Annotated in this window: 12 protein-coding genes and 2 pseudogenes; 11 read left to right on the forward strand and 3 right to left on the reverse strand. The window is 33.1% G+C overall.

The window, feature by feature from the left end; all coding sequences use genetic code 11:
• Positions 1 to 297: 297 nt before the first annotated feature.
• From ATHE_RS00045 to ATHE_RS00070, 5 genes are all read left to right on the forward strand, one after another.
• Positions 298 to 9381: an S-layer homology domain-containing protein gene (locus tag ATHE_RS00045; protein ID WP_012660688.1), complete on the forward strand. Its 9084-nt coding sequence runs from the start codon at positions 298 to 300 to the stop codon at positions 9379 to 9381.
• A gap of 110 nt (positions 9382 to 9491) precedes the next feature.
• Positions 9492 to 10739, forward strand: coding sequence for a hypothetical protein (locus tag ATHE_RS00050; protein WP_012660689.1), 1248 nt, complete (start codon positions 9492 to 9494; stop codon positions 10737 to 10739).
• Positions 10740 to 10747: 8 nt separating this feature from the next.
• Positions 10748 to 11530: a hypothetical protein gene (locus tag ATHE_RS00055; RefSeq protein ID WP_012660690.1), complete on the forward strand. Its 783-nt coding sequence runs from the start codon at positions 10748 to 10750 to the stop codon at positions 11528 to 11530.
• Between the two features lie 441 nt (positions 11531 to 11971).
• Positions 11972 to 13282 (forward strand): hypothetical protein, encoded by a 1311-nt coding sequence (locus tag ATHE_RS00065; protein ID WP_012660692.1) that lies wholly within the window; start codon positions 11972 to 11974, stop codon positions 13280 to 13282.
• Positions 13283 to 13285: 3 nt separating this feature from the next.
• Positions 13286 to 14059, forward strand: coding sequence for a hypothetical protein (locus ATHE_RS00070; RefSeq protein ID WP_012660693.1), 774 nt, complete (start codon positions 13286 to 13288; stop codon positions 14057 to 14059).
• A 159-nt stretch (positions 14060 to 14218) separates the two neighbouring features.
• Here the strand turns inward: ATHE_RS00070 and ATHE_RS00075 are convergent.
• Positions 14219 to 15346 (reverse strand): annotated as a pseudogene (locus tag ATHE_RS00075) (IS256 family transposase); the annotation flags it as partial.
• Between the two features lie 279 nt (positions 15347 to 15625).
• Between ATHE_RS00075 and ATHE_RS00080 the strand changes: the two are divergent.
• Together ATHE_RS00080 and ATHE_RS00085 are read left to right on the forward strand one after the other, a co-directional pair.
• Complete coding sequence (locus tag ATHE_RS00080) at positions 15626 to 17545, forward strand: hypothetical protein (protein WP_231503204.1); 1920 nt, start codon at positions 15626 to 15628, stop codon at positions 17543 to 17545.
• 23 nt (positions 17546 to 17568) lie between these two features.
• Positions 17569 to 18012: a hypothetical protein gene (locus ATHE_RS00085; protein ID WP_012660695.1), complete on the forward strand. Its 444-nt coding sequence runs from the start codon at positions 17569 to 17571 to the stop codon at positions 18010 to 18012.
• Between the two features lie 379 nt (positions 18013 to 18391).
• On the opposite strand, the pseudogene ATHE_RS00090 reads toward ATHE_RS00085, so the two are convergent.
• Positions 18392 to 19065: pseudogene (locus ATHE_RS00090) on the reverse strand (IS256 family transposase); the annotation flags it as partial.
• 108 nt (positions 19066 to 19173) lie between these two features.
• Positions 19174 to 21633 (reverse strand): transcriptional repressor LexA, encoded by a 2460-nt coding sequence (gene lexA / locus ATHE_RS00095; protein WP_012660696.1) that lies wholly within the window; start codon positions 21631 to 21633, stop codon positions 19174 to 19176.
• 256 nt (positions 21634 to 21889) lie between these two features.
• On the opposite strand from lexA, the gene ATHE_RS00100 reads away from it, so the two are divergent.
• The 4 genes from ATHE_RS00100 (at position 21890) to ATHE_RS00115 (ending at position 24339) form a co-directional block, all read left to right on the forward strand.
• A complete protein-coding gene (locus ATHE_RS00100; RefSeq protein ID WP_012660697.1) occupies positions 21890 to 22552 on the forward strand; it encodes a peroxiredoxin in 663 nt (220 codons plus the stop codon).
• A 241-nt stretch (positions 22553 to 22793) separates the two neighbouring features.
• Positions 22794 to 23375 carry a Uma2 family endonuclease gene (locus ATHE_RS00105; RefSeq protein WP_012660698.1) on the forward strand — a complete coding sequence of 194 codons (582 nt, stop codon included), beginning with the start codon at positions 22794 to 22796 and terminating at the stop codon, positions 23373 to 23375.
• A 306-nt stretch (positions 23376 to 23681) separates the two neighbouring features.
• A complete protein-coding gene (locus tag ATHE_RS00110; protein WP_012660699.1) occupies positions 23682 to 23921 on the forward strand; it encodes a type II toxin-antitoxin system Phd/YefM family antitoxin in 240 nt (79 codons plus the stop codon).
• Positions 23905 to 24339: a type II toxin-antitoxin system VapC family toxin gene (locus tag ATHE_RS00115; protein WP_012660700.1), complete on the forward strand. Its 435-nt coding sequence runs from the start codon at positions 23905 to 23907 to the stop codon at positions 24337 to 24339. Before ATHE_RS00110 ends, ATHE_RS00115 begins: the two co-directional genes overlap by 17 nt.
• The last annotated feature ends 5 nt before the right edge of the window (positions 24340 to 24344 follow it).

Consider the following 24344-nt stretch of genomic DNA (forward strand, 5'->3'; position numbering starts at 1 on the left):
TGCAGGCTATGGTTTTTAAAAGTGATAAAAACTTAATTTACTTGGTTACAGGAAAAGTGAAGAAAAATGACCTTGGCATGGGAATTTACATTTGCGAATAAACATGATAGTCAACAATTTCTTTTCAAACATTTTCCCACTTTTTTTGTTACGGCAAATACTCTTCTAACTATGCAAGAAGTTAACGTTAATTTAACAATAATATGGTTGACATTTTTTGCATTATTGTATAAAATACTACCCGAGTATATAAATTAGTTTAAATAAATCAATTATTTTTGATGGGGGTAGATACAAGTGAGATTTCCAAAGAAATTGAGAGTATTGTTAACATTTCTTATTCTTTTAATCTTCACCCTTAATACAAATCTATATGTCTTTTCACAAAGTAGTAATCTCAAGAACCAAGAGTCAAATTACAAAGATTTAATAGGACACTGGGCAGAGGATGAATTTAGATGGTTGATAGAGAAGGGAATAATTAGTGGAGTGAAGGCAAATGGAGTAATGTTAGCAAAGCCAGATGAGAAGTTAACAAGAGCGGAAGCTGTTGTGATTATACTAAGAACTATATTTGAGAAGGAGCTTCTTGAGGAGGAAATAAAGAAATTAAAAGAGGATAGTTTTAAAGATATTTCAAATCATTGGAGCAGAGATTACATAAATGTAGCTGCGAGATATGGTTTGGTTAAAGGTTATTCAGACAAGACATTTAGACCAAATCAGAGAATTACACGTGAAGAGTTTGTTTTAATGGTGATAAGGGTGAGCAAATATAGGGAGCAAGCAGCAAGTGAGGGCAAGCAAAACGATAAGAAGGTAAAATTTAAAGATGTGAGTGTTAACAATTTTGGATATAACGAAATAATTTTTGCAGTTGAGAAAGGCTTGATCAAAGGCTATAGCGATGGTACATTTAGACCAAGAAGTTATATAAGCCGAGCAGAAGCAGCAGTAATAGTTGCAAGGGCATTGAAAGCGGATTTATTCATTACCTATAGAGCAAAGAAGCCTCAAATAACTAAAGAAAATGCGAGCGAATTTTTTGAACTTGTTGTTGATAAAGAGGAAGTAGGTATAATAGAAAAGGCGAAGCTCACACTAAAGAGCAAAGTAAAGGGTGTCAAGTTTACAGCAGAGTGGAAGGCAAGTGGTGGTAAACTTGAGGTAGCTAAAGATAATCAGAGTGCGATTTGGAGCCCGACAGATGCAGAAGAGGGTAAGAATTATATTGTGACTGTTGAAGTAACCATCCTGACAGATAATGGGGAAAAGATAAAAATACAAAAGGTTGCAAGGATACGAGTGAACGAGGGCGTCCAACTGACAAAGAATGAAAACATAGAAGAACCGGTGAATAAAATAGATCCATTATTTACCCAAAGAGAATCAAACAATTTAGTTCAAGAAAATTCTAGTTATAGCCCATTAGAAGAAAAACTTTCAGCGCCAATATTGAAAATAGCAAAAAAAGGTGAGTATGTAGAGCTTACTTGGAATGAGGTAAAAGGTGCAAGGAGTTACATTGTAAAAAGAGGGAAGGTAAGCGGGGAGTATGAGGTATTGGCAAGCGGAGTTATTACTACGGCGTATATTGATGGTCCTATGGATGGAAAAACAACGTATTACTATGTGGTTGCAGCAGTGGGAGCAAATGGTACGACCAGTATGAATTCAAATGAGGTAGTGTACAAAGCACTGCCACAATCACCAAAGTTATTTGGGACATACAATGGGACAAGTGCACGTCTTACATGGACGAAAGCGAATGGAGCAGAGAGGTATACTCTTTACAGGAGCACAGTCAGTGGAGGACCATACTATGCAATTGCAGAAAACTTACTTACCAATGTGTTTGAAGATACTAATTTGACATCAGGTACAGTGTATTACTATGTAGTAAAAGCCATTAACGAATTAGGAGAAAGTGAATACTCAAATGAGGTAGCGATGGGGGAAGGAGTTACAGTTGCAGCTAAATTTAATCCTGATGACGACGAGGATGGAGATGGGTTGACAAATGTAGATGAGTTAAAATATGCAACAAGTTTGAAGAAGAATGATAGTGATGGAGATGGGTTGAGTGACGGTTATGAAGTAAAGAAAGGAACAAATCCATTAGTACCGGATACAGATAATGACGGGATATATGATGGAGCAGAGGTTGTGATGGGAACAGACCCATTGACAAAGAATCCTTTGACAAGTGCCGAGAAATATGCGGTATCGGAAGATGGTAAAGTTTTTGTAAGAGCACTTTCTGATGCAAATATTTTAATAGCTCCCTTACAGGTAAAGAGGTCTGACAATGTGTTTATTAACTCATTGAAAGGAATAGTAGGTAAAGCGATAGAGATAACTGCAGGGGGATTTGATATAAAGAAGGCAGAGATAGTAGTGAACTATGATGAAGCAGAACTTAATGGTGTAGAAGAGAATAATTTAATGCTGTATTATGTCAATTATGACAAGAAGATATTAGAGCCGTTAGAAGATGTTGTAGTAGATACAGTGTATAATCGAGTTTCGGGTAAGACAGAGCATTTTAGCACATTTTTACTTGGTGATAAGAATATGCCAGTTGATCTTTCCAAAGTAGATATTGTGTTTGTACTTGACAACTCAGGTAGTATGTCGTCTAATGACCCAAATTATTACAGAATAGAAGCAACAAAGAAATTTATACAAAATATAGATGAACTTAACAATAGAGTTGGGTTAGTAGATTTCGATAGCTCTGTAAGTGTTAGATCAAATTTGACATCTGACAAGAGCAAATTGTTACAAGCCCTAAATGCGATGAGATGGACAGGTGGTTCTACGAATATAGGAGGAGGATTGAAAGCTGCGCTGGGATTATTCGACCAAGAGCAATCTAAAAAGATAATAGTACTTTTATCAGACGGATATCACAACACAGGAATTCATCCAAACGATGTACTACCAGAATTAATAAAACAAGAAATAGTAGTAAATACCATCGCATTGGGTAAAGATTGTGATAGGGAGTTATTACATGATATAGCTGATAAGACAAAAGGAGGCTATTTTTACGTTGATAATACAGGAGGACTTTCTCAAGAAGATGTAGACAAGCAAATAGAGCTAATATACGAGAAACTAACTAAATGGATAACCCTTCAAAAGGAAGCAGAAAAGAATCTCAAACCTCAAGAAGTGTTAAGTATAGAGTACAATGATGTAGGTTTAGACAATGAAGAGTTTCATAAATGGATAACCACAGCTATGACTAATTTACTTACGGGAAATTATATGGAAGAGTTTGATGATATTAGTATAGAGGGGAATGGTCCTGAGTTTAAATTTGTGAGGTATTACAATTCTTTTGCTAATCAACAAAAGACGATAATAGGTAAAGGTTTTAGAACCAATTTTGACAGCAAGCTTACAAAGGTAGCGGGAGTCGGAATAGTCCAAGCAGGGGTATTGAATGTAAGAGAAGGACCGAATGTAAATACCAAAAAGATAGGGTATTTGACTAAGGGGACAAAGGTGCAGATTGAAGAGGATGGCAACAAGAACGGCAGTGGTTGGCACAGAATTGTGTATAAGGGTAAATCTGCATATATTTGCGCAGCATATGTCAAAGAGCTAAACAATGGAATTGAAGTAACATATCCAAGTGGTAGTATGATAGTATTTGTGGATGATAATGGAGATGGGATTTACTTGTCAGACAGTAACAAAGCTGACAAGGTAGTTTTGTCAGGTAATGAATATATATTGATACAAAGAGATTTGACGAGATATGTTTTTGACAAGAGTGGAAAACTTATCAAAATTGGTGATAGAAATGAAAATTACATTACTATTGAGTATTCTGGTGAAAAGATATCTGCGGCAAGAGATGTTTTTGGCAGAAAATTAGAATTTATCTTTCAAGGGGATAACCTGGTATGTATAAGAGAGAACATCAAGGGTAAAATAGGTAGGAAAGTAGAATTTGTATATGATGACAAGGATAGACTAATAAAAGTAATTGGGGTTGATGGCGCAGAGACAAGATATGAATATGATGAGAAAGACAGACTCAAGAGGATAATTGATGCGAACGGGCACCAGGTGGTAAGGAATGAATATGATATTTTAGGTAGGATAGTGAGGCAATACGACGGGGAAGATATAATCAGATTTTTCATATACGATGATGAAGACAGAGTAAGATATTATATAGACGAAAATGGTAATGAGAGTATGGTAGTATTCAATGAAGAGCTAAAACCAATAAAAGAGAGAAATGCATTGGGTGGGGGTTGTGACTACAAGTATGAGATTAATGACGGTTCAAAGTGGATAGACGTGACAACTCCTGATTTGGATAAGGATGTAGTTGTGAGCGGTCTTACACGGGAAAAATATCAAGAGCTGAAAGAGAAAGGTAGCATGACAAAGCAGGTCACAATTCAGATAATAAAGACTTCTCCTAGTTTAGAAACAGCAAAGACTACACAAATATACGATGGACGTGGCAATATTATCCAAGTGATAGATGCTTATGGTAATTCAATAAAAATGAAATATGATAACAATAATAATTTAATTGAGCAAACAGACAGGATTGGTGCTACTACCAAATATATTTATGATGCCGAGGGTATAAATTTAATTGAGAAAATTGATCCACTTGGAAACAAGGAAAGATATGAATATTATTCTATAAATTCGGGCATAAAACTCAATGGTTTACTTGCAAAGTATATAGATAAAAATGGGAATGAGACGAGATACTATTATGAAGATGAATATAACAATTTAACACGAGTGGTTGACGCAGAAGGTTATGAGACAAAATATGAATATGACCAGTTAGGCAGAAAAATAAAAGAAATAAATGAAAGAGGATATGTAACAAGGTTTGAGTATGATCCAGAAGGCAGAATTACAAAAGAAATAGACGCGTTTGGTAAAACAAAAGTATATGTATATGACAAAGTAGGTAATTTAATAGAAGAAATCGATCGCCTTGGCAACAAAACAAGATATGTATACGATGATAAAAACAGGCTTATAAAAGAAATTGATGCGATGGGTGGAGAGTATCAATACTTTTATGATCCTGTAGGGAACAAGATAAAGGAGATAGACCCTGAAGGAAGAGTAACCAAATATACTTATGATGAACTGAACAGACTTGTTGAGATAGAAGATGCAGAAGGCAATAAAACCAAATTCAAGTATGATTTAGCAGGCAGGAAAATATCAGAGGTAAATGCCTTAGGAAAAGAGACAAGATATGAATATGATTTATTAGGAAGACTTACGAAAGTGATTGATCCTTTAGGTAAAACCCGAAGTTACCAATACAATGCTGAAGGGTATAAAATATCAGAGACGAATAAAAATGGTGCCACTACTTCATATGTATATGATTTAGCAGGAAGGTTAATAACAGCATATTATCCAGATGGAACTAGAAGGAGCTATAACTACGATAATAATGGCAATGTAATCAGTATCATCAATCCAAAAGGATATGTGACAAAATACTACTACGACAAATTAAACAGGGTAATCAAGGTAGAAGACAGCAACGGCAAAGCAGTAACATATGAGTATGACGGTTGTGGAAATGTAATTTGCTTTAAAGACAAAAAAGGAAGAGAAACAAGGTACGAATATGATGCTCTTGACAGAGTAAAAAGAGTAATAGCACCAAACGGAGCACAAACAGAGTATGAGTACGATGCAGAGGGCAGAGTTGTCAAGGTCACAGATGCAAAAGGAAGAAGCGAGGAATATATGTATGATGAGCTTGGTAGAGTTGTTGTATATAAGGACAAGTTAGGAAATGTAATCAAATACGCATATGACAAGGTGGGTAATAGAACACAGCTTATTGATAGAAGAGGAAATGCAACAAAGTATGAGTATGATAAATTGAATAGGGTAGTAAAGGTGATTGACGCGTATGGAAATGAAAGTAGGCTGGAGTATGATGCTGTTGGGAATAATATAGCAAAGACAGACAGAAGAGGAAACACAACAAAGTATGAATATGATGCAAATAACAGACTAGTGACAATAATTGATCCATATGGAAATAAGATTAGATTTGAGTATGATGGAGAAGGCAATGTAATATGCAGAATAGATGCAAGAGGGAACAGAATGTATTATAGTTATGATGGATTGAACAGGTTGAGGACTGTACAAGACAACGATGGCAGGAAAACTGTTTATGAATATGATGAGAATGGGAATATAGTAAAGATAATACGACCAGACGGCAAGTATGTAACCTACAGGTATGACAGTTTGGACAGGTTGGTAAGAGTTACACAAGAGAATGGAGCTGTGACAGAGTATAGGTATGACGAAGAGGATAATTTAATTGAGGTCAAGGATGGGAATGGCAATATAACAAGGTATGAATACAATGAGATAGACAGACCTGTCAAAGTAATAGATGCAATCGGCAATGAAGAAAGATATAGCTATGACTTAGTAGGGAATATAGTATATGCGATAGACAAGAATGGAGTTAGGATAGAGTACAGCTATGACCAACTTGACAGGGTAGTGCATGTTAAAGCTGGCGGAGTAGAGGTGAGATATAGTTATGATGAGGAAGGCAACAGAGTCCAGATGTCAGACAAAACAGGGATAAACAAATATGAATATGATAAGCTAAATAGGTTGATAAGGAAAATATACCCAGATGGCAAGAGTATAGAATATGAATACGACCAAGAAGGTAATGTAATAAAGGTAAAAGACCCGAGCGGATATGTGACGCAATACAAGTATGATAAGATGAATCGGCTTGAAGAGGTGATAACCTCAGATGGTAGCACAAGATATTCATACGATGAGAATGGAAATGTGAAATCAATAGAGTATCCGAATAAGCTGAAGTTTGAGTACGAATATGATAGCAGGAACTTACTTAAAGGATTAGTGGTTACAGCGAGAGATGTTGTAAGGAATGAGATAGATAAGTATTATACTCCTAGCAGTGTGATAGAACAAGGTGGTGGCACAAGCACATATATTTACAAGTATGAATATGGATATGATGACAATGGCAATATGATATACAAACAGGAGCCTATAGGTAGGACAGAGTACAAGTATGATGAGGTAGGTAGAGTAGCTGAAGTCAAAGATAGATTTGGACGATTAACTCGATATGAATATGACAATGTAGGCAATAGAATAAAGGAGATAGTAGAGGTCCCGACAGGTATAAGCAGAGATAGTCTTAATTCTGAAGGGCTGAATATTAGATACGATTATGGAGAAGTATACAGCGTTGAGAAGACTTACACATATGATAAATTAAATAGACTATTGAGCATTGAATCTCGAGACAGAGAAGGGAATATTGTAGGTGTTAACAGCTACGGCTATGACAACAATGGGAATTTGATAAGAGCAGAGGAAAGATGGCGCACAAGAGTATACAAGGGTCAGGGAAGCAAAGTAGTTGCAAAAGAGATAGAAAAGCAAGATTTACAGACTGTATATCAAGATGCATATACTGCAGAGAATGTTCAGGTACAGACAAGCGTATATAACTCAGCATATAGTTTGGACAATAGCACAGTAGTGATTTCAGTATATGATAGTGTGTACAATAGTGCATACAATTTACAAAATTCAAGTTCTGAGCAGAGTATTACTGTAAAAGACGTAGTTTACGAGACGGTATATGAAGATGTTTATGAGATAGAAGAGAAGATTAAAGTAAGTGAATTTAGATATGATGAGCTTGGCAGGATGGTATGGGCAAAGGTTGACAATAATGTGGTAGAATTTGAATACGACGGAGATGGGCTCAGAACAAAGAAGATAACAGCAAATGATGTAAAAACATACTACTGGTCTGGCAGCAATCTTATTTATGAAAGCGATGCAACGGGCAAAGGATTCAGCAGCATATGGGGCTTGAGTATGATAGGAAGGACGGACGGTAGTAATACAGAGTATTTTATGAAAGATGGGCATGGAGATGTACTTATCACGTTTGACAAAAGTGGGCAGAGGAAGAATATATATGAATATGATTTGTATGGTAATGTAATAAAAGAAATAGAGACAGGGCAAGAGAACCCGATAAGATATGCTGGATATTACTATGACAAGGAATTAGAATGGTATTATTTAAAGACAAGGTATTACGATAGTAGGATAGGGAGGTTTGTGAAAGAGGATGGCATAAAGGGAGATATAACAGACCCAGAAAGTTTGAACCTATACACTTACTGTACAAACAATCCTGTGAATTTATATGATCCGGATGGAGAGTTTGCGATAGTGCCACTGTTAGTAGGATTAGCAGTGCAGACTGTAAGTGGAGTATTGTTAGATTATATAATAGATAGGAAAAATTTCAATCTTTGGAAGAGTATTGGAACAAATTTAGTAGTGTCAATGGTTGGTATAGTAACAGGAGGAATAGCAAGTTCAATAAAGCTTGGTACAAAAATAACTAAAGTTGCACCGAAAGTAGCAAAACTAACAGAAAGATTAGTAAGATGGGGAAGTGAAAAAGCTGTTAAAAAACCTAACTCTAAGGTTGCAAAATTTATAAATAAATTTACAGAAGATGTTGCAAAACCTTTTATTGATAAATTAGGCACTCCAAAGACATGGGTTATGGCTGGGTTAAAAGCACTGACCCAAACAGGTGCGGATGCGACGATAGATATGATATCTGGTGAAAAAGTTACCGCAGGATCAATTTCTCTCGATATACTTTTGAGAACTGCATTTGGTGCGTTTGGCTCAGCAACAGGAAACGTGAAACTATTTGGAGGTGGATTGAGGAGAATATTTAAATTACCTCCCTCTAAGAAAGCGGAAAGTTGGGATGCTGCTGCTAAAAGAGTAGTTGCAAAATATTTGATAGAAGATTTAGAGGCGGGATTATCAAATTTTGGCAAAAAGTGTTCACTTGATGCATTAAAGGGTATTAACTTAGGAAGGATATTGGGACGAGCAGGAAGAAAGTTTACAAAATATATAGTAAATAAATTGGAAATGCAAAAGTATTCAATAACAAATGTTTCAGGGATCCAAGGGGAAAGTGGTGGAGGAGTATTAGACGAGTTTATTGTTCAAAATAATAAAAAAACAGGCGAGGATGTAAAATGGACAAGAGGAAGTGGAGTAAGTAGTCCAGCGACAATTGGTATCTGGGGCACTGCAGGTGAACATGAGGTTGGACAAATAAAAGGAGTAGCAGCACAAGGATTGAATTTTAGCTGGAGCATACAATCAAAGATGGGAGCTGATTTAAACTTAGGGGCGGTAAGAGGAGGCGAGCCGAGGACGCCGACAGTAGATTTAAAATTCGGCTATATGGCACCTATGAGAAGGATGATAGTGCCGAGGGTAGGCAGGGTATTAGCATATTGATAAAGAGTAGTGCTCTCCTACAGGTTTATTTTTAGCTGTAGGAGAGCATTTATACATTTTGTCTTTGAAAAAGTTTAGTTTGGGATTAAAAGGAGAAAAGAGGGAAGAGCATGGAGAGTAGAGAGAGGGTAGTGAAAGCGCTGAATAAGCTAATAAAGGCATTGGCAGTAATTTGGTTAGTGTTAATTGTTCTGAGGCTTATATGGTATTTTGCAGACATAACTTATATATTTGAGAGATTATCGATAGATACGACAGATGTTCTATCATTGTTCTTGGAACAAACAATAGGTTCTTTTTTGGCTTATAGTGTGGCTATATTGATTGTAGCTTTATTTACTGTAGTGTTATTTTTTTTATTAAGTTCAATAATTACGGTGTTGATTGCTGGTTTCACAACAACAATTTCAGAAAAGATTGAAGCAATTTTTGTCAAGAAGGAATTTGGTGCGATGCAGGTAAATGAAGAAGTAATTGAAGCTAGTTTAGATATAGATGAAGAGATTTATATTGATAGGAGTAAGAGGAAAATAAGCGTATTTGGCAGATATGAAAAGGCCAAAAAAACGGATTCACTTTTAGGAGCGGAGCACAGGATTGATGGAGAGTTTTTTATTTTTAAGTGTATTAAAGTGAAAGGAGAAAAATTATATTTACCGTACTCATTAATTGAAAATAGATATGTAAACGGATATGTTGTAGGTAAGAATATATCATACTACTGTGATGGCAATGAATCAGAAAGAATGTTATTGGTAGACGCAATTAAAGAAGAAATAATAGAAAATGAAAAAGAGCATGTTGAAGAAAAAATTTGTGGTGAAATTCTAGCAGAAAAATGTGCTAAAGCTGCTGCAAAGTTAATTAAGAGTATAACAGAAGAAAGTTTTGATACTGAACCAAGATTTAAGGATATAGTACTAACGTTATTAGTTACAGGGGTATTTTTAATAACAAATTTTGTGTCTTGGTTGATATCTAAGATAGCAAGTAGTGAGATAAATTTGCAAGGAATATTATGGATTATAAATATAATGATTTTAGTGTTAATATTAGTACTTTACGTAGTTAAGAGATTTTATGAAAAAGAAAAACCGCTTAAGTTTGATATAGAGATAGATAAGGTACATGTAATATTTTGTGAAAGTTCTGAAGGAATAATAGAAACAGTAATAAAAGAAAAAGAAGCATTTGTAAAAGATGAATACATAGTGTTAGTAAAAAAAGGAGATGAAGAAGGCGAGAGATTTTTGGGGAAATTAAAAGAAGAAAAAGAAAAAGGATTGTATGAAGTAAGATTAATATATGGTACCAAAAAAGAGAACAAAATAAAGTATTGGGTAAAATTAAGGAGTTGAATTGAGACATGAGCAAGATATTAGTGAAAGGTGTAAAAAATCCAATATATAACAGATTGCGTATTAAGTCATATTTGGTAAGTTTCAAAGTTTTGATAGTAGTTGTTACTATAATTATTGCTTTTTTGCTTATTAACTATGCAACTGATTGGGTTAATAGAATTGGATTGGATGTAGATGAAAAAACAAGGTCGTTTATAAATACATTGGCTTTTAGTTTATCGCTAGATATCTTATCCCCATGCTCTATCGATGACACTATTTTGGGATACCCTATTACAGAAGCTATTTTCACACCAATAATATACATGGTTACTTGGTTTAAGGGTGATAGCAAAGAAAAAATAGAATATTTTTCAAGAAATAAATCAGTAATAGAACTGCTGTTGAGCAAGCTTCAATATGTTTTAATGGACAACTCTCCAGAGGAAAATTTTATGAATTGGGTGAAATCGAAAGATATAGATTTAAAAAAATATGAAAAGGAAGATATTTTAACGTTTTATTGGGCATTCCACTTTTTAGATGTCAATGTAATAGTAGTGATATTCAGTACTGTAGTGTTGATAGGATGTATTGGAGCACCAGTAAGTGTATTAGTATTTACATTAATATTCAGCATATCTACGTTAATAGAGGATATAAGAGATTTGGTCTTTAAGAGAAGAGAAGCAATTTTAAGGGGAGAGGAAGGAATTGAAGATGAAGATGAAAGGAAGATATATGAGAAAATAAAAGAAGAGATAAAAATAGCAATTTATAAGGAAGAAGAAGCAAGAAATCAAAGTTAGTAAAATAGGGATAAATAAAAATATTTTCTTTGACATAGAAAAAACAAAATAGAATAGAAAGCGAGACAAGCAAGAAAATATGCGTGTGGGGACTAACTTTTGTAGCAATTAAGGCATCTATTATGTATGTATCGGCATTTATATTGTTAATATATTCTTTGTATCCATTTTTACATGAACATGTTATTAATATACTTAAAAAGGGAATAAAAGAAGAGTCAAGGCTAATAAGTATATGGCTTGTAATGGTTATAATATCTTATCTTCTTAAAAGGTATGACATTATAACTAGGTCTGATGAAGGGGATTTATGAAAATTGACATTAGAAGAAAATTAAGAATTCTAGTATAATGCACCTATGAGAAGGATGATAGTGCAATATTATATTTTGTTTTTGATAAAGTTTAGTTTGGGATTAAAAGGAGAAGAGAGGGAAGAGCATGGAGAGTAGAGAGAGGGTAGTGAAAGCGCTGAATAAGCTAATAAAGGCATTGGCAGTAATTTGGTTAGTGTTGATTGTTCTGAGGCTTATATGGTATTTTGCAGATATAGCGTATGTGAGCGAAAGAATAACAGGGGATTCATCAGATGGTATTATAGTATTTTTTAAGCAGATATTTTTGTACATTCTTTTTTTGGGTTTAGTAGGAGTAATATTACCGTTTTTCATTTTTTCTGGGGGAGGGTATATTCCATATTTAGCATTGTATGAACTGTTGACAATTTTTAAAATAATAGTTGTAGTAACTGTAGCAGTTGTGGTAAGGAAGTTTTGGGTTGTAAATAAATATTTTGAGACAACAGCGTTTAAGAGAGATTTTTTAGTGAATAGTAGCAAAAAAGAAATAGTACTAATATTAAAATGTGACGAATCATATTGTAAATATAAAACAGAAGAAGAGTTTTATATTTTTAAGAGAATTGTGACTGAAGGAGGAGGAGAGATATATTTACCTTACTCTGTAATAGAAGATAGATATGTAGATGGATATGTTATAGGCAAAAATATATGGTATCATGAAGAAGATTCAGGTAGAAAAATATTGATAGAAGAGTTATTAGAAGAAAAAATAGTAGAAAATAAAGAAAATAAAAAGGAACAAGCTGAAGAGAGAATTAATGAAGAAATATTAGCAGAAAAAGTGGCAAGAGCTGCTATAAAATTGCTTAAATTAAGAAGGCAAGAGAAGACAATGGTCAGTTGTAGTAATGTTTCACCCATTTATTATGTAACAGCTTTAGGTAATTCAAGAGGTTTTTTTGCGAAAATAATTCCATCGTTAATTGTAGGCTCGTTAATTGCGGGGATATTTGTAACAATAGAATTTACATATTGGTTAATACAGGATATAACGAATAGTAGTCGTATAACCGTACACAAGATCATATGGATTATGAGTATGCTACTGATGGTAATGCTATTAGCAATTTTTGTGGTCAAAGGTTTTTATAAAAGAGAAAAAAAAGATGAAGAAAAACTTAACATAGAAATAGTAAAAATACCAGTGATACTATACAGGGAAAATAAGAAAGCTGAGGTAAAAGAAGGAGGTATATTTGTAAAAGACGACGAAAATATAGTGTTAGTGAAAAAGGGAGACAAAGAAGTTGAAGAGCTTTTGAGTGAATTAAAAATAAAAAAAGAAAGAGTAGAAGGATTGTATGAGGTGAGATTAATAAGTAAGTATTCTTCTGATGAAGAAGTAAAAAGCACGCTATGGTGCTTGGTAAGAATAGGTGGTGAAGCTTAAAAGATGAATAGGATAGTAGTAAGAGACATAGAAGACAAAAAAGGAAAAAGCACTATTACAAAGATTAGTACATTGCAAAAAGCTGTAGTGTTAGTTGTTGCTGTAATTTTTACTTTCTTATTATTCAAGTACGCAAAAGAGGTAGTTAATAGGAATGAGCTAAATGTGGATGATAGGATAAGGCCTATTACAAAAACATTAGTTTTTGGATTATCAATAGAACCTGGGTTTATAGGTAATGAACTTTTTGACTTTCCTACTGTGGGATGTTATAGTTTGATTGCATTTATATGGCGGCACGTAACGGAAGATGACAAAATTACTCTTTCAGAAAATTTAATAGAATTGACCTCAAAAGAAAAACAGGCAATAGAAATGATGTTGAAAAAACTTAACTATATTTTATTGGAAAATCCAAAAGAAGCTTTTATGAGATGGATTAAATCAGAGAATATTAAAATGAACAGAAAAGAGTATAAATATGATATTTTAGAAGATTTTTGGGCATTTCATTTTTTAGATATGAATGTAATATTTATCGGAGTTAGTATTATAAGTTTTATTTTTTGGACTACATATGCATTTTGCAATATGTTATTTTTAATTATAGTAACTATGGTAGAGTTTGTAATAAACTTGTGGGTAGTAATTTTGAAGAAAGAAGAAGGAGTAGAAGATGAAGAAGAAAGAGAGATATATGAGATGATAAAAGAAGAAGTAAGAAAAATAATTTATGATGGAAAAGAAGCAAGAAATTTAAGACAGGAAAGCAATTAAACAGCCGGAATGTAATAGTATGAAAGTGAGTTGAAATGATAGTTCCGAGGGTAAGCAGGGTATCAGTATATTGATAAAGAGTGATGCTCTCCGGCAGGCTCATTTGAGCTGTTGGAGAGCATTTGCACATTTTGTTTTTTTACAGAATTTAGAGACTTGTCAAGAATTTTGTGTTTCCAATTTATAACGTAAGTTGTAAAGTTGGGTTATGTTATTGATGCATTTTCTAATACTGGGAACTCCATTTTTCCATTTTGTGCGGCGTAAATTCTCACGTTGTAAGTAAATATTAATTTCTAAAACATCAACAGACTGAAAATACCCACCTGAATTTACTCTGATTTTTTCAATTATACTGTTGATACTTTCAACAGCGTTTGTGGTGTAAATATGTTTTCTTAATTCTTCAGGATATTTCATATGGGCAAGATAGAACTCTGCTTTTTCGGATATTCCCTTAACGAAGCGGGGATATTTTACAAGGTATTCTTTACAAAGTTCTTTAAATTTCAATACAGCTTCGTCAAAATCGGAGGAAGAAATTCTAAGTCTGTCTAAACTCTTGTTAAAAGCTGAAGCATCTTCTTTTGTCATATGTTTTCTGACATTACGTTGGAGGTGGACAAAACACAGTTGATGGTCAGCAAGAGGATAAGCAAGTTTGACAGCATCTATAATACCAGGGAAGTCATCACTTATGACAATTAGAATCTCTTTTAGCCCTCTTGTAATTAAGTCTTCAAATACTTTCATCCAATCAGCTTTATTTTCTTTGCCGAAGAAAGTGTAGACACCGAAAATGTCTTTTTTACCTTCTAAATCGATACCGAGGACAACATAACAAGTAGCCTGTTTAACCTTAGAATTATCTTTGATTTCACAGTGGTAACCATCAATAATAAGTGCGAAGGCACTTGAAGGTAATTCTCTTTGTTTGAATAATTGAAGTTCATTTTTGAGGTCTTCTTTGATTTTTAGGATTTTGCTTTTGGAATAAGGAAGATTTAAGTTTTTCAATGTTTGAACAAGGGAATGCTCAAGAATAACCATTGACATACTTGCGACATAAGAAGGTCGGTGTACGAACTATCAACTCTTTTGTAGCGAAAAGAAGAGGATAGAAGGTCGGAAATTACCAGTACGTGTGCGAGGAACAGAGATTTCAAGACTGCCAACAGGTGTTGCAAGTTTTCTATCGTAAAAACCATTGCCTTTGTCATTATCATTTTTAGCAAGGTACACTGATCTTTCCGATAACATAAAGCTATCGAGCAAGTTTTCTAAGAGACAGCCTCAGAAAGTTGTTTTTTAATGGACTGAAATAGGAGAAAAGTAAATTAAAGGATATTGTGAGGTGAGAGAAAATTAGAGATGTTCGAGAAAGAGAGAGTAATAAAGAGAATGTTGATAGTATTAGGTACAGCGTTGTTAGGAATATTCATGGTAAGATTTATATTGTATACAACAGATTTGCTTGAGTTGGGGTTAAGAACAAATACTGACAGTTTAAAGGTATGGGGGATAATAGGTGGACAGCTTTTTTTGTTATTGGGAAGTTTTTTACTAGTGACAGTTGGAATACCAGGTGTAATTTATTTTATAATTAAGTATTTTATACTTCTTATTGCGATTTATATTATTCACTGTTCAAAATATCTGATAAAATTAGTAATATTTATTGCAAGACTTCCTTTCAGAATATTAAAAATAGATACAGTGTCTGATAAGGATCTTAGGAATACCAATTTGTTGCGAGAAGGTTTAGATGATTATAATATAGTTGGCAAAATATATGGGGAGAAAGAATATGGGAATAAACTGGAAAAAGAGTATTATATATTTAAAAGATTTAATATACCTAATGGCGGATGTGTATATATTCCATATTCAGTTAATAAGAATAAGTATATAAACGGATATGTAATAGGGACAAATATTAATTTAGATATAATTCCATATAGACCATATGGAAGAATTATAAAAACCAAGAAGAAAATTTCTCGATGCATAGATGAAAAAATAATTAAGGAGGAAAGAAAACCAATTAGTTTAGATGAAGCATGTATAAAAAAGATGTGTGAGAACCTTGCGAAGGAAGAGATAAACTTACTAAAAGAGAAGAGTAAAAGGGAAGTAGATATTAGAGGTCTCTTTTATATATCACCAATACCTATGTTAATATTAGCGGTAATTTTGGGTATGTGGGTTATTTTGGAGTATATGTGGAATTTGATACCGTATATAGGTGAAAGAAATTTACTGACAGCAATATGGTTTATAACATGTAGTATAGTGGTAATTCTAATGGTAGTAATTATGATATGGTTAATCAAAAGGTTTAAAAGAGCAGTTGGTTCTTTAGTAGGTAGCAAAGAGGATGAAGAATGGAATGGGGATTATATTGAAATAGAGGGTATAAACAAATGTTTAATTGGAGTAAGAAATGCAAAAGAGATGAGAGAAGAAGGAGAGCTTTGGCTTGAAGGTGGAGAAATAGTATTGGTTGAAAAAGAATATTATGAGAGCGGAGAGTTTTTTAATAGTGAGTTATATAAATTGGAGGAATATACATTAGATGATATATATGAGATAAAATTAATTAGAGAAAAAGAAAAAGATATAAGTGAATTACCTATAAGAAAAGAAAGTAAGCTGAGAAAATGGATAAGGTTGAAAGGCAGAGGGAATATTGAATTAGGGGAGAAAATAAAGATAAATCTGAATGAAGCAGAAAAGAAATGTGGTAGAGTATTAGAAGAACTAAAGAGTATGTTTAAAAAAGTTGTAGAGAAAAAATTTAAAACCTGGGTAATTACAATTATAATTAATTCGATTATGGTTGTGTTGGTGGCAATGTTGATGACTGCAGGATATGCTAAAGATTGGGCAGAGAAAAATATAAATTGGCAAGACGTTGAAGAAAAAGGTTTTGGGAAGACATTAGCATTTGAGTTGTCACTAACAGATTCAGATGTAGGCTATCCGAGTGAATCAATAGTAGAATTTCCATTTGTACCACCAGCAGGGACATTTTTAGAGCCTGTGAGAGATATTTTGGCAGAACAAGAGGTGCTGAAGATACATACTATAAGTAATATACTGCTTAACAAATTAAATTTTATTTTAGGTGGTAATCCCAAAGAAGAATTTATAAAATGGACTAAGTTTATAGAAACATTTCCTAATGCAAAGTTATACAATAGTAGATATAAAGGAGAAATACTGAAGGGTTTTTGGAGTTTTCATTTTTTTGATATTAATATAGTAATAGTTATGTTAGGACTAATTGGGTTTCTATTTGGTGTTGGAAGTGTGCTGATGGAAATAATATTGCTCTTTTTGAGAGCTTTCCGTATACCTGATATATTTTTTAGATTAGCAGTAAAAAAGTATCAAAAAAAGATTAGAGATAAAATAAATGGTGAAGCATATGATTTTGTCTACAGAGTATTAGAAAGCGAGATAATAGAAATGGGTGAAAAATAGTATAAGAAGGGAAGCAGTTTGTTATGGCATGCAAAATTTCGGACATGATTAAGGGTTCGATAAAAGTTATGATGGGAATTTATATATCTTTATTAATAGTTTTCTTTTTACCAGTTAAACTGCCATGGAAAGAAAATCATAAGTTGTTGATTTTTATATTAGCAATCAGCACAAGTTTGTGGATATTATCTTTAATTTTAGGAAGAATAGAGAGTGAATCAGCAAAAAAATTATGCGTATTATTTTTGAATATTGTAGCATTTACAGCATCTATAATGTATGTATTGGCCTTCTTTGTATTAGCATATTTTTTATATCCATTTTTATTTAGAGCTGTAATTAAAATATTTAGTTGGGGAGCGCACAGTGTTGAAAGATTTCTAATTATATGCATTATATTAGTATTAATTGCAGGTGTTATTAAAGAAAAAGATGAAGGAGATTATTTTGATAGTGATTATTTATGAGAGAATTAGGTCAAGTCCAAATTTTTGTGTAAAATCCCCTTTGGTTAGAATATAAGCTTTTTAGTAGGGTCTGTAAATAATTTTGTGTATTTAAATTAAACCAACCTTCTTGGTAAGAAATCATTCAAGGATAAGCTTGTCTACCTTCTATTTTTTAGTATTACCATTTTAAAAATTTTTATGCATAAATTTTTAAAATCCTGGACAAAATTTAATACTGGGCTGTTTTGCTCTGTTTTTATTTGTTGCTTTAAACTGCTTCCATGGAAGCAGTTTAAAATGCGAACTGGTAATCGCTATCTACTTTATATACTCTTTCAAACGCTCAGGATACATTATCAAAAGCTGATTTAATATTATATCCCAATTTCTGTACCTCTGTTTTCAAGTCATTCAAAACACCCAACCAGAATTTAGAGCTTTCACTCTCTCCAATCCATATCCCTAAAACATCCTTATATCCTTCAATGTTAACACTTAAAACAACATAGGCAGCTTTATTTACAATTTTACCCTCATCTTTTATCTTGTAATGAATCGCGTCCATGAAAATAAACGGATATATCTTTTCCAAAGGTCTATTTTGCCATTCTCTTATCTCAGAAATAATTTTCTCTGTAATTTTGCTAACCATTTCGCTAGATATTTCGATACCATAAAATATCTTTAATTTGCTCATGAATGTCTCGTGTTGTCATTTCTACAGAAATACAGGGCTATAATTTTGTCTTCAATCTCTGAAATATCTCTTTTGTACTTAGGAATTATCTTGGGTTCAAATTCGCCTTCTCTATCCCTTGGAATATCAAGTTCCATTTCACCAAACTTGGTTTTGACAGTCTTTTGACTATAACCGTTTCGTGAATTTGTTGTCTGCTTGTTTTTGACATCATATTTTTCGTAACCTAAACTTTCTTCAATTTCTGCTTCTAAAAAGCTTTGTAGTAAGTCTTTGAATAGATCCTTCAAGCTTTCATAAATGTCGCTTACACTCTGGATGTTATTTTTTCTTATGAATTCGAGTAATTGTTCTTTTGATAAAACATTTTCCATAATAAAAGCCTCCCACTTGGTTATTTTTGTTTATATTCTGATTCTTACCAAGAAGGAGGCTCTTATGCTTTACACAAAATTATTTATAGTCTCGTTATGAACGAAAATTCATCTTTTTTTCCTAATTACGCCGACAACTTTTCCAACTATACGAAGTTCCCCTTCTTTGATGTTTATTGGCTCATATTTGCTGTTTTCGGGAATGAGCAGGACTGTGCTTCCCATTTTGCAAAATCTTTTCACAGTTATTTCACCGTCAAGCCATGCAATAACAATATCTCTGTTTTCCGCAGTATTGCATTTTTGCACAATTGCAATGTCTCCATCTTTTATATTTGCTTCCACCATACTATCGCCCTTAACTTTAATAGCAAAATATCTTTCAGGGTCAGAGATAATAGAAGTCGGCAGGGCAACCTTACCAATTGCCTCATCAGATGTTTCAACGGGTGTTCCTGCTGCAACCTTTTCATAAAGGTTTATCGTGAGCACATCTTCTGATTTTATCTCTATGAGATGTCCATCTTGAACTAAGTCAATATGTCCTGTGTCTACCAATTTTCTGAGTCTGTAAGTTTTTGACCTTCTGAAATCTACAACCTCATATTCTTCAATTTGAGAAGGAAGCATACTTATATCAAAGTGAGGAAAATCGTCAACAATTTCAAATCTGCTGTCAAATATTAAAATGCTGTTTCCATCTGTTACAACTCCAAAAGAACATCTTGGAACCACATTCAAATAACTTTTCAGCTGCTCTGCCCCCTGACCTATTCCAGAAAGATATGGTTTTACCTCAAAAATGATAAATGGTACCTTTTCTTTATTTGAATCATACCTGAACACAACAACATCCACAAATGCAGGTTTTGAAAATACGTTTATCCTGTACTCAACATCAATCAACTCTTCAGGGTATTTATAAGTTTCAATAAGTTCATTTATAAGCCACTGGCGAACCTCTTCTTCTTTGCAGTAGATATCCCTGATTTTGTTTATGTATCTGTAATCATCAATCCTCAGCTTGTAAAAACTGCGAAGATTGCATTTAGAATCAATTCGAAGAAGTTTTGTATTAAGCTCGCTCAAAAATTTTGATGGTTTTCTTGAGCAGCACAAATACAGCCTTTCGTTTGCTCTTGTCATACCAACGTAAAAGAGCTTTTTGTCAGTTGTCTCTTGCAGCTTTGCAACCTCATTGTCTTCGCATGATGAGTATGGAATGATGTTGCTATTAAGTCCAATGATAAAAACCACTTTGAATTCCAAACCTTTTATAGAGTGCATGGTGATAAGCCTTATACCCTCTTCTTCAAAGTTTTCACCCGAATCTGAGTTTAAAAATATGGCTTTCAGCCCTTTTGAAGAGACATAATTGTAAAAAGACTCCAAATATTTTCTATTTTTACAAATCACTGCAATATCTTTTAGTTGAAATTCAAATGCTAAGTTGTTCACAATTTCATTGTAGACAAACTCTGCTTCTTGTTCTTCGGTTTGGAAAATCTTTAGTACAGGCAAAGGTCCTTGCTTGTCTATTAAAGCAGGTTTTACAAAATTTTCATCTTCTATTATTTCTGGTGTCTTTTCTATTAAGCTATATGCAAGATTTGCAATCTGGACAGTTGTCCTGTAGTTTTTAGACAGCGTATAGCTTTTTCCTGTCATGTCAAATCCAATGCTTGCAAACGACCTTCCCCTGATAAGCCATGAGTGTGTGTAAATGCTCTGGGCTGTGTCTGCAATAAACATTATGCTGGAATAGCTTTTTTCGGAGTTATAAAGAAGCTTTAAAATTTCTAATTGAACTTTTGTGAGGTCTTGACTTTCATCTATTATAATGTGCGTATATTTTGTAATCTTGTGTTCGTTTGCTTTCAAATAATCCAGTACAATCAAAGCCATGTCTTTAAAATCGACAAGTCCATTTTCTTTTAAAAGCGAGGTATAAAGCTGCATAAGTTCAAATATAGCTTTTCTTGTTTCTGAATTCTTTGCTATCTTCTGAGGTATGTCTTTCTGATTTTGAACTGTTCTACCTATCCTATCAGTGCTCTGATATTCCTCTAATTCTCTTATATTACATGATTTTATCCACTCAATCTCATCTAAAAGAAAATTGGCAAAAGAAAGGTCTATATATTGAACCTTTGGGTATTTTTCTTTGATCTTAACAATTGCCTGATTGAGAAAATTATATTTTGTAGCCTTGTTGTTGACAATCTCAAGTTTTTCGCCAGAATATTCTTTGTATTCCTGGAAAAATCCATAGATTATGCTGTCAATTGAAGCTATCTTAACCTTATCCTTGTTGTCATTTACCAGAGCATCAAATGAAATATATGCATCTTCCAACTTGTTATAGAGGTATTTCAAATAATTTACCAGAGTTTTGTTAAAAGTTACCATTAGAATTTTGTCATCGGGCGCAAAGCAATATTCATTTAGAAGATAAACTACTCTGTATATTGCAACTGTTGTTTTTCCAGAACCTGCAACACCTTTTACCAGCATATGCCCATTTGGTTTTGCCTGAGACAGTTTCTTCTGCTCAATGTTCAAATTCACCAAGATTACCCCCACACAAAAACAAACGTTTTTTATTTTTGATATTATTATAAACCAATTTTGTATTCTTTGCAAACAAAATCCATAGCAAGAAAGGAATATTGCAAATGAGAGGAGAAAAAATCATTTCAATTTTGCAATTTATACAAATTTGAAGAGAATAAAAAATAAAAATTCGTTTATTAATTTGTGTTTATAAGTCTTTTCACGATGGTATTAATAAATTGGACAAAAAAGTTTTAAAGGAGTGGTTATAATGGAAAATACAAACAGAATCCCGCTGCTTGGAGAGAAGTTTCCGAGCATGACGGTAAAAACAACTCATGGTGTGAAAAAGCTTCCTGATGACTATGCAGGAAAATGGTTTGTGCTCTTTTCGCATCCAGGCGACTTCACACCAGTTTGCACAACAGAGTTTGTAGCCTTTGCAAAAAAGGCTGAAGAATTCAAGAAACTAAATAGCGAGCTGATTGGCCTTTCGGTTGACCAAGTTTTTGCTCACATAAAGTGGATTGAGTGGATAGAAGAAAAGCTTGGTGTAAAAATTCCGTTCCCTGTCATTGCAGATGAGCTTGGGAAAGTGGCAACCACTTTGGGAATGCTTCATGAGGCAAAAGGGACAAACACCGTCAGAGCTGTTTTCATAGTAGATGACAAAGGAATTTTAAGGCTTATGATGTACTATCCTCAAGAGGTTGGAAGAAACATTGACGAGATACTAAGAGCGCTAAAAGCATTGCAGACATCAGACCAAAACGGTGTTGCATTGCCAGAGAACTGGCCAAACAACGGGTTGATTGGCGACAAGGTAATAATTCCACCTGCTGCAACAGAAGACTTAGCAAAAGAAAGACTTCAAAAAGCTAAAGATGGCGAGATTGAGTGTTTTGACTGGTGGTTTTGTTATAAGAAGCTGTAAAATAAATAGCTTTGAGAGAGGCTATCCAAAAGGAGAGTGGATTGCCTCTCTAATTTTGTGTTTTTGAAGTATGAATTTTTTGCTAAAAGTAAGGATTAGATTACTAACCAAGTATTTAAAATTTTAAAAGGAAAAAATATTTATAGAATTTAAGATAAAACCTTACTCTTGGTAAAAGTAAAAAAATGATATAAAATAATAAGTAAAAAATAAAAAGAAGAAAATTTGAGGAGTGTTTTTTATGTATTTACCTAAAAAAGAAGAGATTTACACTTATGAAGATTATTTAAACTGGCCAAATGATCAAAGGATAGAATTAATTGACGGCAAGGTTTATTTAATGGCTCCTCCATCCACAATTCATCAAAGAATATTAAGAGAACTATTTATAAACTTTGCAATGTATCTTAAGGGCAAGCAGTGCGAAGTATTTAGTGCGCCTTTTGGAGTAAGGTTTCCTTCTGCAAATGAAAAAAACAATGAAGAAATAAAAACAGTTGTAGAACCTGATATTGTAGTAGTCTGCGACAAATCAAAAATAGACAATGAAGGATTAAAAGGTGCTCCTGATTTGATTGTTGAAATTACCTCACCTTCAACTGCAAGTAAAGATAAAATAGAGAAATTTAATTTATATGAAAAGCATGGAGTAAAAGAATACTGGATAGTTGAACCTGAAAATAAAATTATAAGTGTATTTACTCTACAAGAAAATGGTCGATATGGTAGACCTGATGTATACACTGTAGGCAATAAAATCAAAGTTTCTATCTTTGAAGATTTAATAATAAATTTAGATGAAATTTTTGGAGTTGTAGAATAATTTTTATATCCATCTCTTTATTCTTTCGAATATTGTTTATTATCAATTGATGTTTATTTTTGAAGTCTTATTTGATTTTTGGGATTTAGTTTTCGAAATAAGGAAGATTTAAGTTTTTCAAAGTTTGAACGAGGAATTGCTCAAGAATAATCAATTGTTGGCTAAAGACATAAGGATTTATTTTAAGAATTTGTTGCTTAAAATTCATCTACAGTATCTTGACACTAACATAGGCAAATATAATGTTGAAATTGATAGCTAATCTTATTATAATCAAAATAGCTATATTTAAAAGAGGTGATAATCATGGTAGTAAATGCTACCGAATTTAAAATGAGAGTTGGAAAATATTTAAAGATGGCAGAAAAAGAAGAAATAATTATAACAAAGAATGGTAAGGAAGTAGCAAAGATTGTTCCTATAAAAAAACAAGGCACACCAAATGCCGATTTTCTATATGGGCTTATGGAGAATTATCCAAATAAAGAGGTGACAATAAAACAAATAAGAGAGGAAAGGATAAAAAAGTATGAAAGTTCTTATTGATACAAATATTATTCTGGATGTTATTTTTAAAAGGTCTCCCTTTGAAAAAGATTCATACAAAGTTTTAAAGTATGCTGAAGAAGGACTTATTGAAGGCTACATTGCTTCGTTTGTTGTCACTGACCTTTATTATTTTATTGCAAAGGAATTGGGAAATGACAAAGCAACAAAAGCAATAAAAGGACTTTTAAACATTGTTAAATTGGTTTCAGTAACAAAAAAAGACATTGAAAAAGCCATGGAAAGTTCGACTATAAATGGTCTTGAAGATGCCTTGCAGATTCAATGTGCTAAAAAAATAAAAGCAGACTTTGTTATCACGCGTGATAATAAACTTAAAAAACTTACAATGGAAGCTATTTCACCTTCTGAGTTTGTTGAAAGATTACAGAAAACTGACCTTAAAGATTTTCTTTAGATGAT

Origin of the sequence: Caldicellulosiruptor bescii DSM 6725, assembly GCF_000022325.1 — a bacterium.
GTDB lineage: Bacteria > Bacillota > Thermoanaerobacteria > Caldicellulosiruptorales > Caldicellulosiruptoraceae > Caldicellulosiruptor > Caldicellulosiruptor bescii.